Here is a 14,035-nt window from a genome sequence, read left to right on the forward strand (position 1 = left end):
TGAGAGACGCACCAAATCGATCCATCACTTCCATAAGCCCCCCGTGGGAAACACTAGTTTCCTAAACCGAAGGAGCCGCGAAATGGTTCCCGCAAAGATCCGAATAATTTCAAACAGCTCTGCTTTGAGGATAGAACTGCTCTGCGACCTTCTCCGCAGCCGCGTAGGCCTGGGTGACGATTTCAGGAACCAGATCGATATCCGGCAGGCTGCCAAGGCCGAGCGGACCGACGGCGAAGAGGCCGTCCACCGTCGATCCGTCCTCCAGGCAGAGGCCGCCGCGCTGATCGACGGCAAGCCCCAGCGAAAGCTCGTCGGGCGCGGCAAGGCCGGAGCCGATCAGGCTCTGCATCAAAGGCATCGCCAGATCAGGTGCCTTACAGCGGCAGTCAAAAACACGCTCCGCATAGATGACTTCCTCGACATTTGATCCGGCCGGCGTGAAGAAGATGCCGCTGAGCCCCCGGCGGCCGGCCGTGCCTCGACGAAGGATAGTATTGCCTTCGGCAAGCTCGCGCTTCAAGCGCAGATACATCGCTTCTGGCAGGCGGTTGCGGTGGCTGTCGTAGATGGCGCGCAGATGCCGGTTGAACTGGCGTTTCTGATCGGCCGGCAGCGAACGCCAGAGAGAGCGGGCATGTCTGCGCAGACCGTTCATCACCGATTGCCAGCTACGGCCCTCTTCTTCTGCCTCGCGGCAGGCCGTGCGGATGAAGCGGACGATCTCGGGCAGCTTTTGCGGCAACGCCTCGGCCGGGAAAACCGGATCGGCGGAATTCGGTGTATGGCTCTGCGGCAGGAAACCATGCTTCGAGACAATCGTGATCTGGCCGTTGTAACCGCTATCGCGCAGTTGCAGCAACTGGTCGACCACGCGGATGCCGCTTCCAAGAAGAACAGCATGCGGCCGGGCGACGAGACGCTGGGCCCGAACCGGCGACCGATCCTCCGTCTCCGGCTCGGGCTCGGAAAGCCCATAGCCGGTGGCCAGGACGACGGTATCAAAGAGCGGATTGGCTGGATGGGCGCTTTCGAGCAGAAAGCGGTTTGCTTGGCTTTTGCGGATTGCGACGACCGGCTCGTGGCAAACCTGTACGGTGATATCCTTGCGGGCTGCGAGCGCTTCTGAAAAGCGCTGATAGACGTAGTCGCTGAAAAGTGCCTTCGGAATGAAAATCTGGCGGAAACCCGGGATCGCGGCACGCACGGCAGCCCGGAATTCCGCATTGCTACAGAGCCAGTCGTTGAAATCGTCGGCGTCGCCGAGCGACACCGAAAGATCGCGCACGCGGGTATTGAGGATCGTCGAAGCGCGCGCCGACGACAGCGCCTGCCCCCCGCTGACCGAGGAATTCGGATCAAAAAGCTGAAGATGGAACGGCGTTCGCACCGTTTTCATCAAGGCGATTGCGCTCATCATGCCGGAAAAGCCCCGGCCGACGATTGCGATACGGGGGACAGCCGAAACCCGTGCCGCCGTCTTGAACTTCGAAGCAAAAAGTCCCTGAACCGTCATCTCAACTCCCTTGCGGGATCAGCCCGCTTCGCGTCTCGATCAAGGTTTTCAACGCAGGACAACACGCGCCTGCGTTGGTGAGGTTCGTGCGGGCGTCTGGAACGCTTGCCGCTCATCGAAGCGTTGAGCTTCGCCAGAAACGAGGGAACATTGCCGCCGTAATAGTCTATCAAACTGGTCGTGTATGAAAACCCTAAAATGGCAAAGTGGCAAGCGTTTTGTTCGGGATGACTGCAGACAAGTTAGCCAGAGCGCTGAAACAAAAGAGAGATTTGTCTTTTTCCACGGAGCCTTGTGCTGCCTTGTCCAAGATACCTGGATCAGGCGGCTATTTCACATTGCGGTCGATCAGAAAATTGAAGAAATCGCTGTAGCGCGGCCTTTCTACTCGACAAGGCGCTACCTGGCGACGCTCTCGCGTTTCCCTTCGAAGATCTTTCTCATGCGCTACGGTGTTTTCTTCGCGCTGGGCATGCTGCTGTTGGCTCATCTGCGCGGCCATCGCTCCAAAGTCGCGATCGGCGCCCTGCTGCCAGCAGGTTTGATGTGCATTGTCGAGATATTCGTCGGCAGGGACCTCTTATGGGGCATCGGGCACCGGGGCCACTGTGGGTGTGGCTGACGGCCACAGCCTTAATGGTTTTTTCAACATCCATGCGGACGCATTTCGAAACCGGGTTCACCCATCGGCAGCGAACAATATTCCGATATCTCGGAAGCCTGAGTTGCACTCTACATTAATCATTACACGTTCGGCGGCTTGATCGTCCAATCGCTGGCGAGGGTGCTGCCGCCAGTCTCGCCGGTGTCTGTCGGTTTGCTGTTCTGCGCTTCGGTTTGCGCCGTCCTTTTGATGTCCTGTTTCGTCAGTTCCGCAGAAAGGATCGTGAAGAAACCTCTAATGCTGCGACGTTCACCCCAATTGGGACCGCGCTGAGGGGAGCGGTTGCGATCGTCTCGCTCACGAGAAAATAACCAACTGGTGAATTCTTTACTTGAACGCCCAGGTAGAATCGGCAAAACTAAGCGCGCTAATCAATCCCTTCATGGAATTGCCGTCTTTTCGGGCCAGCGTCCGAACCATACATCTATTTGGAATCAATACCGTGAGCAGCGATGCGTCGATACGCGTGACGAAGCCTTCAGCTTCGCTTGCGCTTGTGAATGCGGCAGGCTGGGGCAAGGGCCTTTATACGCTGGTCCGCATCACCGTCATGGCCTTTCGTCACCCTTGGCAGGCGGGTTTCGCCATCGGCGCAACCCTCATAGCATCCACGTTCCAGCTTCTGATACCGCGCCTGCTCGGCCAGGCGGTCGACCATACGCAGGTTGCATTGACCGGCGGAGCCGCCGGCCAGCTGGCGCAAGAGGCGCTGCTGACGACGGCGCTGCTTTTGCTCGGTGCCAGCGTGCTCCGCGGCATCTTCACGATGGTTCAGAACTATTACAGCGAAAGCGTCGGCCATCACATGGGCTACGAGCTGCGGCTTGCCTGTTACGAGAAGATCCAGCGGCTCTCTTTCAGCTTTCACGACACGGTTCATTCGGGCGATCTGATCACTGTCGGACTGCTCGATCTCGAAGGCGTGCGAATGTATTTTTCGACAGCACTTGTGCGTGTGTTTCTGCTTTCGATGCTGATCGGGATCGGTGCGTACATGCTGATTTCGACCGATGTGGTTCTTGGCCTCCTGGCGCTGAGTTTCGTGCCTTTCGTCGGCTGGCGTTCCTCAGTGACGCAGCTGCGGCTGCGTGCCACGTGGCTCGACCTGCAGGAGCGGCTTTCGGTGCTGACCCGCATCATGGAGGAGAATCTCGGCGGCATCCGTGTCGTCCGTGCCTTCGCTGCGCAAGACCACGAGCTCTCCAAATTCGAAAAGGCATCGAAGAATGCGCTGACTCTTGCGCACAAGCGTGTCGGTATCCGTGTTGCCAATACCAGCGCCATGACCTTTTCATTCTTCGCTGCGATGGGCCTCGTGCTCTGGGTCGGCGGAGAAAAGGTAATGGCCGGCGACATCACCGTCGGTACGCTCGCCTCCTTCTTGACGTTCATGACCATTTTGCAAATGCCGGTGCGCCAACTCGGCCTGATGGTCAACGCCTTTGCCCGGGCATCAACATGCGGCACACGCCTCTTCAATCTGCTCGACCTGGAGATCGCCATACGCAATGCCCCGGATGCAAAGGAATTGAAGGTGTCAGATGGCACGCTTCGTTTCGAGAATGTCGACTTCGCTTATCCAAGCTCGGACATGCATCAGGTGCTTCACGACGTTTCCTTCGAAGCGCGGCGTGGTGAAACGGTCGGCATCGTCGGCCCGCCGGGCAGCGGCAAATCGACGATCGCCCATTTGATCCCGCGCTTTTATGACGTGACGAAGGGCAGGATCACGATCGACGGGCAGGATATCCGCAAGGTGACACTGCAATCGCTCCGCCGCGCAGTCGCCGTCGTGCAGCAGGATTCCTTCCTGTTCACGACGACCATCGAAAACAATATCGCCTATGGCGACCCGTGGGCCAAGGAGCCGCGGATCGAGCGCGCGAGCGAAAGCGCGCAGCTGCACAACTATGTCCTCGGTCTGCCGACAGGCTACGGCACGGTGGTCGGCGAACGCGGCGTTTCGCTGTCCGGCGGCCAGCGCCAGCGCCTTTCGATCGCGCGCGCGCTGATGCTGAGGCCGGCGGTGATGGTATTTGACGACTCGACGGCGGCGATCGACGCTGCCACCGAACAGCGCATCCGCGCCGCCATGCGCAAATACGCCGCCGACCGCGTGACGATCATCGTCGCCCACCGGCTGAGTTCGTTGATGCATGCCGACCAGATCCTCTTCGTTGAGGACGGCTGCATCGTCGAGCGCGGCACGCATGAGGAATTGCTGGCCGCCGGCGGCCGGTACAAGGCACTTTACGACTTGCAGGTGCGGCCGGGCGACGACGCTTTGAGCGCGTAGAAACCGGCGCAGGGAGGACTTCATGGCCGAGGAACTGGAAACCGAACGTTCCGACGTCCGCGAGGACGGACGCCGTCCGCCGCGGGCGGTCGTCGGCTCGCACCGCGTCGAAGAGGAAATGTTCGGAAAGGCCTTCGACGGCAACATCGTCAAGCGCATCTGGGCTTTTGTCGAGCCATACCGCAGGCAAGTCATGTGGTCGGTCGTAGCCGTGCTCACCTTCACGGCGATGCAGCTGTTGATCCCCCTGATCATCCGCTACGCGATCGACCACGGCATGCAGCCGGGCGGGGATCGTTCCGCCCTCCTCTATTCGATCATCGCGTTTGTGATTGCGATCTTGATCAATTATGCGGCGAGCTATGCCCAGGAGACGCTGGTCGGCAACGTCGCCGAGGAGGTGCTCTTCGACATCCGCAAGGCGATGTTCTCCCATCTCCAGCGGGTCTCGCTTTCCTTCATGGACAAGACGGAGGTCGGACGGCTGATGTCGCGTCTTCAGGGCGACGTGAACTCTATGCAGGAGTTTCTCGAGACATCAGTGCTTTCCGTCGGCGATATCGCCCTACTCTTCGGCATCGTTTTCGTGATGCTCTATCTCGACTTCAGGCTTGGCCTGCTGACACTCGCCGTCTTGCCTGTGCTCCTCATCGTCCGTCTCTTCTGGCTGCCGCTGGCGCGCAAATCCTTCATGGCGGCACACGAGACGAACTCCGTTGCGGCTGGTGCGCTTGCCGAGGCAATCCATGGCGTCCGCGCCGTGCAAAGCATGGATCGCCAGGGCGTCAATTTCACGCTCTATGACGACAAGGCGCACGCGAACCTCAAGACGCATCTGACGGCCGCCCGCTATGCACAGGTGATGGTACCGATCGTTGATTCTTTGACCGGCGTGGCAATGGCTCTCGTTATCGTCGTTGGCGGGGCGCGCGTTCTGAACCAGGCTCTCGATGTCGGGGTGCTCATTGCCTTTCTCTTCTACATCCAGCGTTTCTTCGATCCGATCCGCTCGCTGACGCTGCAATATTCCGTCATGCAGCGCGCCATGGCTTCGGGTCAGAGACTGACGGAGGTTCTCGATGTCCCGGTAGAGATCAAGGATGCACCGAACGCCATGGCGCTTTCGAAAGACATGGACGGATCAGTCGAATTCCGCGATGTCGTCTTCGGTTACAATCCGAGGCACCCGGTGCTGAAGCAGGTGAGCTTCAAGGTGAAGCCCGGCGAGACAGTCGCCCTTGTCGGGCCCACCGGCTCGGGCAAATCGAGCTGCATGTCGTTGATCCACCGATTTTACGATGTGCAGCAGGGCCAGGTACTGGTCGGAGGGCATGATGTACGCCAGCTGACGCAGGATTCACTCGGCGATCAGATCGCCATGGTATTGCAGGAACCTTTCCTTTTCACCGGTACCGTCTTTGACAACATTCGCTATCACAAGACAGAGGCGACCCGCGAACAGGTGATCGAAGCCGCCAAGGCAGTGGGCGCCCACGACTTCATCATGCGCCTGCCCGAGGGATACGATAGCGTGCTCGGCGAGCGCGGCGGCAACCTATCGCTCGGCCAGCGGCAGCTGCTCAGTTTCGCTCGTGCGCTGGTTGCCGATGCAAAGATCCTGGTGCTCGATGAAGCGACGGCGAATATCGACAGCTACACGGAAATGCTGATCCAGAAGGCGCTGGTTAAACTTCTCGAAAACCGCACCGGCCTCGTCATCGCCCACCGGCTGGCGACGATCCGGGAGGCCGACCGCATCATCGTCCTGCAGAACGGAGAGCTCATCGAAAGCGGCAATCACCGGCAGCTGATGACGAACGGCAAACTTTATTCGCGGCTCTACAATCTGAACTATGCCTCCTTCGACGATATTCCGGAGGAGGTTTTGGAAGAGACGGCCGTCAGAAGTTCGGCGACGTGAACGCACCTGCCTAACGACGACGCTCCCCGCCAGCTCCCGTGTCATATTGTCCGCTTTTGGCGATGATCCGGGAGGGCAGGCTGGCGGCGGAGTTGCGCGCGTGGTCGATGACCTCTTGCAGATTGGCGGCATGTCGGAAGGATGGCTCCTGTCCGACGCCGGTCCTCACGGCCTCGGCAAACCGCTCGAAGTTCGTCGCAACGGGTTCAACCTGCACCCGCCGCCAGATCGCCTTGTCGGCATCCGCGCCGGCACAGATTCTAAGCGTCGCGCCGTTCGGCGTGTCGGTGACTTCGATTGCCCCCCTGTCGCCGTGGACCCGCAGCCGCAATTCGTTCAGGTGTCCGGTCGCCCAGCGGCTGGCATGGATGACGCCCAGAGCACCGTTCTGCAGTTCGGCCATCATCACGAAGCTGTCGTTGGCGTCGAGCTCGTATTCGCCAATCCGGTTTCCCGGCGCCTTTTCGAAGGTCTTCAGTTGCGCAGCCGCAGTCTTGATATCGCTTCCAGCCCCGTAGACCACGAAATCGAGGATATGAATGCCAACGTCGCCGAGAACGCCGTTCGACCCATGCTTGCTCGACAGGCGCCAGAGCCATTGCGGCTGCGTCGTCCAGTCGCCCCAGGCCTTTGACACGAGCCAGCTCTGAAGGTAGGAAGCCTCGAAATGCCGGATCTGACCGATGTCGCCGTTCAGCACCATTTCCCGAGCCTTCTGCAGCGGAGCGACATTGCGATAGGTGAGGTTTACCATCGTCATCTGCTTCGACCTCTCGGCGGCGTCGGCCATTTCTGCAGCCTGGGCGAAATTCTCCGCCAGCGGCTTTTCGCAGAAGACATGTTTTCCGGCTGCAAGCAGGGCCAAGGTCGTGGCATAGTGCACGCGGTCCGGCGTGACATTGGTCGCGGCGTCGAATTCGCCCCAAGCAAGCGCATCCTCCAGTGAGTTGAAGGTGAGCGGAATATTGTGCCGGGCGGCAAAGGCGCGCAGGCGCACATCATCACTATCGACCGCCGCGACGATCTCCACGCCTGCGATCTCCGAGAAACGCGTGGCATGGGTGTTCGCCCACCAGCCAGTGCCAAGTATGATCAGCTTCATTGTTGCTTCCTTATGCTTGCACCCGACCAGACGGGCACATCGGCATTTGCGCCTGGCCTTCGGTCATGCTTCATCAGGGCGGGACTTCAACATCGAGCCATACGGCCCTTTGAACAGGCCGCATGGGGCTTCGTGCGGCAAGCGCTTAAACCGCGATCGGCAGCACCTCCACGTTGCCGGCGCCTTCCGGTCCGGGCGTCATGCCGGCCTCCTCCGACAGCAGATTGAGCTCGCGGCGCTCCTTTTCCGAGACGATCGCGAGATCGATGACCTTCTGCAGGTTAGCGGCATGACGGAAGTTCGGATCAAGCTGCTTGCCGGTCGCGACCGCTTCGACAAAGCGCTGGTAGTTGGTCGGCACCGGCGCAACATCGATATCGGCCCAGGTCGCCGTCTCGATGTTCTCACCAAAGCAGCCGCGCAGCTGCGAGCCGTTCGGCCGGTGAATGACCTCGAGGCTGCCCCGTTCGCCGTAGATGCGAAGCTTCAGCTCATTGAGGTGACCCGTCGCCCAGCGGGTCGCGTGAATGACGCCGAGCGCACCATTGGCGAAGTCGACAGACATGGTGAAGCTGTCGTTGGCATCGAGCAGATACTCGCCAATCTGGCCGCCTGGCGCCTTATTGAATGTTTTGAGCCGCGCAAAGACGTGGTCGATATCGGTTGCCGCGCCATAGGCGGCGAAGTCGAGGATATGGATGCCGACATCGCCAAGCACACCGTTCGAGCCGTGACCGGTCGAAAGCCGCCAGAGCCAGCGCGATTCCGTGCGCCAATCCCCCCAGGCCCGCGACACCAGCCAGCTCTGCAGATAGGATGCTTCGACATGCTTGATCGTACCGAGTTCACCGGCGAGCACCATCTCGCGAGCCCGCTGCAGCGGCGCGACGTTGCGATAGGTGAGGTTGACCATATTGATCACTCCGGCCGTTTCCGCGGCAGTCGTCATCTCCAGAGCGTCAGCGTAGTTTTCGGCCAGCGGCTTTTCGCAGAAGACGTGCTTGCCGGCGGCAATCAGCGCCATCGTCGTCGGATGATGGATTCGGTCTGGCGTTACATTGGTGGCCGCATCGAAATCTCCCCAGGCAATTGCTTCCTCAAGCGCGAGGAAACGTTTCTCAATGCCGAAATGATCGGAAAATTCGGCAAGGCGTGTCGAATCAGTGTCGACAGCGCCGACGACCTCGACGCCGTCGATCAATTTGAAATGACTGACCTGGCTCTTTGCCATCGAGCCTGTACCAAGAACAAGAAGTCTCATCCTTGCCCCCTTAGCGATAACCGGCTTCGCCGGCCTGGTGCAATTTCGGGCCGCGCTCCACAATCGGCTCGTGCGCCTTCTCCACCGGAACGTTCGGGGCATCGGTGATGGTCTTGAGGTCGCCCTGCGGGTTATAGGCCCATTTGACAGCGTTGATCAGCACCTTGCGGATATTGGGGTCGTGATAGGTTGGATAGGTCTCGTGACCGGGGCGGAAATAGAAGATGTTGCCCGCCCCACGCCGCCAGGTCATCCCGGACCGGAACACCTCACCGCCCTGGAACCAAGAGATGAACACTGTTTCCAGCGGCTCGGGAACCGAAAACTGTTCGCCGTACATCTCCTCGTTTTCAAGGACGAAGTTCTCGTCGAGGCCGGCAGCGATCGGATGGCGCGGATTGATGGTCCACAACCGCTCGCGTTCGCCTGCCTCGCGCCATTTCAGTGCGCAAGGTGTTCCCATCAGCCGCTTGAAGATCTTCGAAAAATGCCCGGAATGAAGCACCAGCAGGCCCATGCCTTCCCAGACCCGCTTGGCGACGCGTTCAACCACTTCGTCGGAGACTGCGCCATGATCCTTGTGGCCCCACCAGGTGAGGACATCGGTTTCGGCAAGCCGCGCTTCCGACAGGCCGTGCTCCGGTTCCTGCAGCGTCGCGGTCGTCGCCCTGATTGCCGGGTCGCTGTTTAGCGCAGCGGCAATCGTGGTGTGCATGCCTTCGGGATAAATTTCCCTGACGACGGCATTGGTGTTCTCATGGATGTTTTCACCCCAGACAATGGTGCGGATAGGCACGGTCGTTACTCCTTGCGATGTGAAAAGGACCGAGCCTGGGAGGGGATCGATCCTTGGTGGATAATCAGGCAGCGCGCATGGATGCCTTCGCAAGCGCGCGGCCAGATTGGTCAAAACGGTGTATGTGGCCGGCAACTGGCGCAACGCCGAGCTTCTGGCCCGGCTCATGGCCGGAAACGCCGGTCTCACGCACGATCAGCGGCTCATCTGCACCGATGTCCAGATAGACAAAGCTGTCGGAGCCGAGGATCTCCGAATGAATGACGGTTCCGCTCCAGACTGCCGCTTGCGGCGTGATCCGGATATGCTCTGCACGCACGCCGATCGTATGGGTATTGTAGGGCTGCGCCAGGCCGCCGGACAGGAAATTCATCTTCGGCGAGCCAATGAAGCCGGCAACGAAGATTGAATTCGGGCTCTCGTAAAGCTCAAGCGGCGTGCCGATCTGCTCGACAACGCCGTCCCTCAGCACGCAGATACGGTCGGCAAGCGTCATGGCCTCAACCTGGTCGTGCGTCACATAGATCATCGTCGTGTTGTGCATGCTGCGGTGCAGCTTGGCAATCTCCAGCCTTGTCGCCACGCGCAAGGCGGCATCGAGGTTCGACAGCGGCTCATCGAAGAGGAATACCTTGGGATCGCGAACGATCGCCCGGCCGATCGCGACACGCTGACGCTGACCGCCCGATAGCTGACGCGGCAGACGGTCCAGATAGGACGATAGCTGCAGCATGCCGGCGGCTTGCTCGACCCTCTGCCGGCATTCATCCTTCGTCCGTCCCGCAAGCTTCATGCCGAAGGCCATATTGTCGAAAACCGTCATATGGGGATAGAGCGCATAGGACTGGAACACCATGGCGATCCCTCGCTTGGACGGCGCACGCTGGTTTACCACCTCGTCGTCGAAGGAGAGCGTGCCGGACGTCATGTCCTCAAGGCCCGAGATGAGGCGCAGCAGCGTTGATTTGCCGCATCCGGAGGGGCCGACGAAGACCATGAACTCGCCGCGGCGGATATCCATCGTCACACCCTTGATGACCTCGAAGGCGCCGAAACTCTTGCGGATATTGTCTAGGCGGATCTGTGCCATTGGTCTACTCCCTCAACCCTTAACGCCGCCGGCGGTCAGTCCCGAGATGATCCGGCGCTGGAATATCAAGACGAGAACAACAACTGGCACGGTGACGATGACCGACGCCGCCATGATGTTGCCCCAAGGAATTTCAAATTGGCTGCCGCCCGAAAGCAGGGCAATGGCAACCGGCACGGTCCGCTGCGCATTCGATGATGTGAACGTTAGCGCGAAGAGGAATTCGTTCCAAGCGGTGATGAAGGCAAGCAGGCCGGTTGTCACAAGCGCCGGCCACATGAGCGGCATGAAGACCTGGGTGATGATGACCCATGGTGAAGCACCGTCGACGATCGCGGCCTCCTCGATCTCGATCGGCAGGTCGCGCATGAAGGTCGTCAGTACCCACACGGTGAACGGCAGTGTGAAGATCATGTACGAAAAAATCAGCGCGAAAGGCGTGTTGAAGATGCCGATCCACCGAATGAGCTCGAAAAGGCCTGCAAGTACGGCGATCTGCGGGAACATCGACACTGAAAGGATCGTCAGCATCAGCAGCGCCCGGCCGCGGAAATTCACGCGCGCCAAGGCGAAAGATGCGGTGATTGAAAGCAGCAGCGACGCGGCAACCACGATCAACGCAACCATTATGGAATTTCCAAGGCTTCGGACAAAGCCGCCCTGGTTCATCACCGATGTGTAATTTCCGAATGAAATCGAACTCGGCCAGTAATTGACTTCGAAAAGCGCCGTGCCTGTTTTGAGGCTCGTGAGGATCGCGTAGTAGAAAGGAAAAACGGCAAGAAGGACGATCACCGCGACGAGCAGGTAGAAGAGCGTGTTCTTCGTGATCTGCAAGAGCATCAACGGTCCTCCCCACCGAGTTTGACGCGCCCGAACCAGATGTAAAGTACGGTGACGGACGCGATGATGAGGAAGAGAACTGTCGAAGCGGTCGCGCCATAGGCGAACTTGTCAAAGTCGAACAGATTCTCACGCGCCATGACCGACATGGTCTTGGTCTGGGCATTGTTGGGCGTCAGCACATAAATCAGATCAAAGATGCGCATCGCATCCAGCATCCGGAAGATCACGGCGACCATAATGGCCGGCCGGATCAGTGGCAGCGTCAGCCGCCAGAAGACCTTGACTGGATTGACCCCGTCGATCCTGGCAGCCTCATAGATGTCCGCCGGCACCATGTGCAGACCGGCAAGGATCAGAAGCGCCATGAAGGGCGTCGTCTTCCAGACGTCGACGATCAGAACCGCAATCATTGCCGTTTCCGGATTGGCAGTCCAGGCGATCTTTTCGCCGATGAGACCGACGCCAAGGAGGATATCGTTCAAAATGCCAAACTGGTCGTTGAGCATCCAGGCCCACATTTTTGCCGAAACGATGGTCGGAATTGCCCAGGGAATAAGGATTGCAGCGCGCACAATCCCGCGCCCGGCAAACCGTGCGTTCAGGACCAGCGCAACGATAAGGCCAAGCGTCGTCTCGATCATGACCGAGACCACCGTGAATTTGGCGGTGTTCCAAACGGCGCTCCACCAGACGGGATCGGCGAGCAGCCCACGATAGATGGTTCGCCCGCTCTTCAGCGTGACCCAGGACAGATAATTGTCAAAACCGATGAACTGCGCATTGCCAAGATCGGTCAGCGACGCATTCGTGAAGCTGAAATAAATTGTTCTGAACAGCGGCCACCCGGCCACCACAGCCAATATAAAAAGCGTCGGCGCCAGAAACAGCCAGGCCGATCTGACACGCTCGGAGCGCAATTCGCTCGCCGACCTCAAAGCGGAGGCTGGTGGTTTGAGCGCTTGTGAAACTGCGATTTCGCTCATGAAAAGGCTATCCGTGCTTGAGACATCTGGAGACGGGACCGGCGGCTTGCCGGCCGCCGGTCCCGCTCATCACCAGTTATCGCCCTTAAGGGTCGTCAGGTCGGCCTCGAGAAGCTCAAGGTTCTCGGCCGCGGTCCCGTTGCCGGACAGCGTGTTGTGTACTGCCGTCCAAAACTTCGACGACACTTCGTTGTACTTCACCTTGGCTGTCGCCGAAGGACGCGGCACGGCATCCTGGAAGATCGGCTTCCACTCCGGCATGAAAGGCTGCGCGGCAGCGACATCCTTGTCGTCGTAAAGCGCCACCAGGGTTGGCAGATTGGAAAGTTCGATGGCACGTGCCTTTTGAACGTCTTTCGATGCCAGGAACTTGACGAGCTCAATGGCCGCCTGCTGCTCGTCGGAATATTTCGAAACTGCGAGATTCCAGCCGCCGAGTGCTGAAGACGGCTTGTCGCCGACCGCGGCGACGGGAAGCGTCGTGACGTCGAACTTGCCCTTCACCGCGCTATCAGCGCCATTGCCGAGCGAGTAGGCATAGGGCCAGTTACGCATGAAGACGGCATTTCCGGTCTGCCAGACGCCGCGTGACTCCTCCTCCTGATAGGCGAGCACGCCAGGCGGGGAAATCGTGCCGACCCAATCCTTCGCACGGTCGATTGCAGCGGCGGCCTTTTCATTGTTGATCGAGATCGTTCCGTCCGGCTCCACGATCTGCCCGCCGCCGGAGGATTTCACCCATTCCAACGCATTGCAGGTGAGGCCTTCATAGGAATTCCCCTGGAAGACGAAGCCCCACATGTCCTTTTGGCCGGCCGCGCGTTCCTTCTCCTGGATCTCCTTGGCGGTCTCGGCAAGCTCGTCCCAGGTCTCCGGCGGCTGCTTGCCGTATTTCTCAAGCAGGTCCTTGCGATAATAGAGCGCCGGCGCATCCGTATACATCGGCAGCGCCACGAGACGGTCGTTGACCGTCTGTGATGCGATGATCGAAGGAAAGAACTGCTCGACGACGTCTTTGGCAGCCTCCTTCAGGTCCACGAACTGATCGGCAAGCTGCGGCGCCCAGATAACGTCGGTCTGGTAGACATCGACGTCCTTGTTACCGGCGGCAAGCCACAGACGGTACTGCGAGAACTGCTCAGAACTCGACGACGGCATGCTCACGATATTGACCTTGTGGCCCGTTTTTTCTTCGAAGACGGCAAACTGCTTGCGGAAGAATTCGAGGTTATTGCCCGTCGAACTCGCCGCGAAGGAAAGCTCGGCTGCAGCCGCAAGATTCAAGGTACAGATCATGCTCACCGCCGAAACGGCGGCCATCAAACGATATTTCATGTCATCCTCCCATTGCCAGCGAAAAATTGAAATCGATTTGGCTAGCCGGAACATTACAAAAGTTTTTTCAGCCGTCAAGAGCGCCGCCTCAGAGATTCAAAATGTCGCTGTGGTTCTTGTTTTGTATTGCATATCAATAATTTATGCTCATAATTTAGAGCATCATGGCAACTGATCGTTCCTCCTGGTTTCTTGCAAATAATTGAAAACGATTTCAAATATCCC

The 14,035-nt window shown here is 59.1% G+C and carries 11 protein-coding genes; 3 read left to right on the forward strand and 8 right to left on the reverse strand.

The features are described 5' to 3' along the window. Nucleotides 1-109 precede the first annotated feature (109 nt). Nucleotides 110-1,516, reverse strand: coding sequence for an FAD/NAD(P)-binding protein (locus A3C3_RS0121635; RefSeq protein WP_022716677.1), 1,407 nt, complete (start codon nucleotides 1,514-1,516; stop codon nucleotides 110-112). A gap of 184 nt (nucleotides 1,517-1,700) precedes the next feature. Here A3C3_RS0121635 and A3C3_RS0121640 point away from each other — a divergent pair, with 184 nt between their 5' ends. From A3C3_RS0121640 to A3C3_RS0121650, 3 genes are all read left to right on the forward strand, one after another. Next, the gene (locus tag A3C3_RS0121640; RefSeq protein WP_022716678.1) at nucleotides 1,701-2,138 is read left to right on the forward strand and encodes a hypothetical protein; all 438 of its coding nucleotides are present in this window, start codon (nucleotides 1,701-1,703) and stop codon (nucleotides 2,136-2,138) included. 484 nt (nucleotides 2,139-2,622) lie between these two features. Further along, entirely contained in the window at nucleotides 2,623-4,476 is a 1,854-nt protein-coding gene (locus tag A3C3_RS0121645) for an ABC transporter ATP-binding protein (protein ID WP_028739874.1), read from the forward strand. Between the two features lie 22 nt (nucleotides 4,477-4,498). Continuing rightward, entirely contained in the window at nucleotides 4,499-6,397 is a 1,899-nt protein-coding gene (locus A3C3_RS0121650) for an ABC transporter ATP-binding protein (protein WP_022716680.1), read from the forward strand. 10 nt (nucleotides 6,398-6,407) lie between these two features. Here the strand turns inward: A3C3_RS0121650 and A3C3_RS38910 are convergent, their stop codons facing one another. The 7 genes from A3C3_RS38910 to A3C3_RS0121685 form a co-directional block, all read right to left on the reverse strand. Further along, nucleotides 6,408-7,499 carry a Gfo/Idh/MocA family protein gene (locus A3C3_RS38910; RefSeq protein WP_022716681.1) on the reverse strand — a complete coding sequence of 364 codons (1,092 nt, stop codon included), beginning with the start codon at nucleotides 7,497-7,499 and terminating at the stop codon, nucleotides 6,408-6,410. Between the two features lie 145 nt (nucleotides 7,500-7,644). Further along, nucleotides 7,645-8,760, reverse strand: coding sequence for a Gfo/Idh/MocA family protein (locus A3C3_RS38915; protein ID WP_022716682.1), 1,116 nt, complete (start codon nucleotides 8,758-8,760; stop codon nucleotides 7,645-7,647). 10 nt (nucleotides 8,761-8,770) lie between these two features. After that, nucleotides 8,771-9,556: a ThuA domain-containing protein gene (locus A3C3_RS0121665; RefSeq protein ID WP_022716683.1), complete on the reverse strand. Its 786-nt coding sequence runs from the start codon at nucleotides 9,554-9,556 to the stop codon at nucleotides 8,771-8,773. 64 nt (nucleotides 9,557-9,620) lie between these two features. Then, nucleotides 9,621-10,646, reverse strand: coding sequence for an ABC transporter ATP-binding protein (locus tag A3C3_RS0121670; RefSeq protein WP_022716684.1), 1,026 nt, complete (start codon nucleotides 10,644-10,646; stop codon nucleotides 9,621-9,623). A gap of 12 nt (nucleotides 10,647-10,658) precedes the next feature. Beyond that, entirely contained in the window at nucleotides 10,659-11,489 is an 831-nt protein-coding gene (locus tag A3C3_RS0121675) for a carbohydrate ABC transporter permease (protein ID WP_028739875.1), read from the reverse strand. Next, a complete protein-coding gene (locus A3C3_RS0121680; protein WP_028739876.1) occupies nucleotides 11,489-12,475 on the reverse strand; it encodes a carbohydrate ABC transporter permease in 987 nt (328 codons plus the stop codon). The genes A3C3_RS0121675 and A3C3_RS0121680 overlap by 1 nt, the downstream gene beginning before the upstream one ends. A gap of 69 nt (nucleotides 12,476-12,544) precedes the next feature. Next, nucleotides 12,545-13,795 (reverse strand): ABC transporter substrate-binding protein, encoded by a 1,251-nt coding sequence (locus A3C3_RS0121685; RefSeq protein WP_376774872.1) that lies wholly within the window; start codon nucleotides 13,793-13,795, stop codon nucleotides 12,545-12,547. Nucleotides 13,796-14,035: the final 240 nt, after the last annotated feature.

This window comes from Rhizobium mongolense USDA 1844 (genome assembly GCF_000419765.1).
Lineage (GTDB): Bacteria > Pseudomonadota > Alphaproteobacteria > Rhizobiales > Rhizobiaceae > Rhizobium > Rhizobium mongolense.

Bases quoted from the DNA above. Each gene is read 5' to 3' on its own strand.
- A3C3_RS0121680 (WP_028739876.1), bottom strand. From the start codon at position 12,475: ATGAGCGAAATCGCAGTTTCACAAGCGCTCAAACCACCAGCCTCCGCT.
- A3C3_RS0121650 (WP_022716680.1), top strand. From the start codon at position 4,499: ATGGCCGAGGAACTGGAAACCGAACGTTCCGACGTCCGCGAGGACGGA.
- A3C3_RS0121635 (WP_022716677.1), bottom strand. From the start codon at position 1,516: ATGACGGTTCAGGGACTTTTTGCTTCGAAGTTCAAGACGGCGGCACGG.
- A3C3_RS0121675 (WP_028739875.1), bottom strand. From the start codon at position 11,489: ATGCTCTTGCAGATCACGAAGAACACGCTCTTCTACCTGCTCGTCGCG.
- A3C3_RS38910 (WP_022716681.1), bottom strand. From the start codon at position 7,499: ATGAAGCTGATCATACTTGGCACTGGCTGGTGGGCGAACACCCATGCC.
- A3C3_RS0121685 (WP_376774872.1), bottom strand. From the start codon at position 13,795: ATGGCCGCCGTTTCGGCGGTGAGCATGATCTGTACCTTGAATCTTGCG.
- A3C3_RS38915 (WP_022716682.1), bottom strand. From the start codon at position 8,760: ATGAGACTTCTTGTTCTTGGTACAGGCTCGATGGCAAAGAGCCAGGTC.
- A3C3_RS0121640 (WP_022716678.1), top strand. From the start codon at position 1,701: ATGAAAACCCTAAAATGGCAAAGTGGCAAGCGTTTTGTTCGGGATGAC.
- A3C3_RS0121670 (WP_022716684.1), bottom strand. From the start codon at position 10,646: ATGGCACAGATCCGCCTAGACAATATCCGCAAGAGTTTCGGCGCCTTC.